1 protein-coding gene is annotated in these 1865 nt (G+C 36.0%); it reads right to left on the reverse strand.

Annotated elements, in window-relative coordinates:
• Positions 1 to 1865 (reverse strand): multicopper oxidase family protein (locus tag DRF58_RS17985; protein ID WP_116037326.1); only part of this gene is annotated, 1865 nt, incomplete at both ends.

Consider the following 1865-nt stretch of genomic DNA (forward strand, 5'->3'; position numbering starts at 1 on the left):
ACTAACATTGGCAAAGTGTACATAAAACCTAAACTAATGGCTCTACGTGTATCTTTTTCATTTTTCTGACCAAATAAATTGGTTTCGTGTTCATCCATACCCATTTTACGATACCTCCAGTCGAAACCGATGAATGGCATAAACCATTGCATTTTACCAATATATCTTCCTAAATGAGTTTCTATCTCATAGCCGTGCATATCATTATAACCTAAACGCCATTCTGTACCTAAACTCCATCTTGCATTTTGAAGCATTGCGTCACCATCATTTCCGTTAGTTGCAAAATCATTTTGTGCCATAAAATGAGGCATATTGCTTTCTCTTTGCAACATATTATATGCTTGTTTCTTGTCAGGCAAATTTGGATTTTGATAATCATCAACCGCAAATACCCTGTTCATTCCTGACATCATATGATAAAGGATATGACAGTGGAAAAACCAATCTCCTTCTTCGTTTGCTAAAAACTCAATAGTGTCAGTTTCCATCGGCATTATATCTAAAACATTTTTAAGTGGAGATTTTTCACCTTTGCCATTAATAACTCTAAAATCAAAGCCGTGCAAGTGCATCGGGTGTCGCATCATTGAGTTATTATGAATGGTAATTCGTAGAATTTCTCCTTTTTTTACAGGTATTTTATCAACTTCTGAAAGTATTTTATTATCCATACTCCACACATAACGGTTCATATTTCCTGTAAGGGTAAATTTCAATTCTTTTACTGGAGCATCTTTAGGAAGTTCCGTATTGGAAGGAGATTGTAACATTGCATAATTAAGGGTTTTAATTTCTCCCAAAGCATTTGCATTGTAACGGTTGGGATCATTTTCCATATTCATATTCATATTGTGTTGGCTATGGTCTTCTTTCTGCTTACTATCTCCTGTGATTTCAGGATACATTACTACGTTCATATCCATTTGGTTCAAGCTCATTTTCATTCCCATATCGTCCAAATCTCCGTTCATCTTCATCATATCGTTCATCATTTTCATTCCCTCAAAATATTTCAATTTAGGAAGTGGTGAAATGAGTTGTTTGATGCCATTACCTACGAAATAGCTTGCCGATTGTGTTCTGTCTTCAGTAGTAGCTAAAAACTCATAAGAAACTCCATCTTCAGGAATCGTAACAACTACATCATATGTTTCTGATACTGCAATGATTAATCTATCTACTTCCACAGGTTCTACATCATTGCCGTCATTTGCAACTACGGTAATTTTACCTCCTGCATATCGCAACCAAAAATAAGAGGATGCACCACCATTTGACACTCGTAATCTTACTTTATCTCCTGCTTTTAGCGTTTTGCCATCAACATTTTTTAAATCGGTAGTATGATTTCCGTTGATTAAAATTTTGTCATAATATACATCGCTTACGTCCATTGCCAACATACGTTTCCATTCGTTGGTTACTTTTGTTTTGAAATGACCTTCTTTGATAGCTTCTGCGTATGATTGTGTAGCATTTTTTTTAATAGCCGCCCAATCATTGGCATTATGTAACATCCGATTAATGTTATTGGGATTGAGGTTTGTCCACTCGCTTAAAATGATGGGTACAGTAGGCAAATCATCTATTCCTTCTCTAAAAGTTTTATCATCCTCACGCTTTTTCATCACAAAACTACCATACATACCAATCTGCTCCTGCAAACCAGAATGTGAGTGATACCAGTGCGTGCCATGTTGGATAATCGGAAAACGATAGGTATAAGTATCGCCCGCCTTAATTGGTTTTTGTGTAAGCCAAGGCACACCATCCTCTTTATTGGGTAAAAAAACGCCATGCCAATGCAATGATGTACTTTCTTTTAATTGATTATGTACGACAATTTCGGCTGTATCGCCTTC

The organism is Epilithonimonas hispanica, from assembly GCF_003385395.1.
GTDB classification, from domain to species: domain Bacteria; phylum Bacteroidota; class Bacteroidia; order Flavobacteriales; family Weeksellaceae; genus Epilithonimonas; species Epilithonimonas hispanica.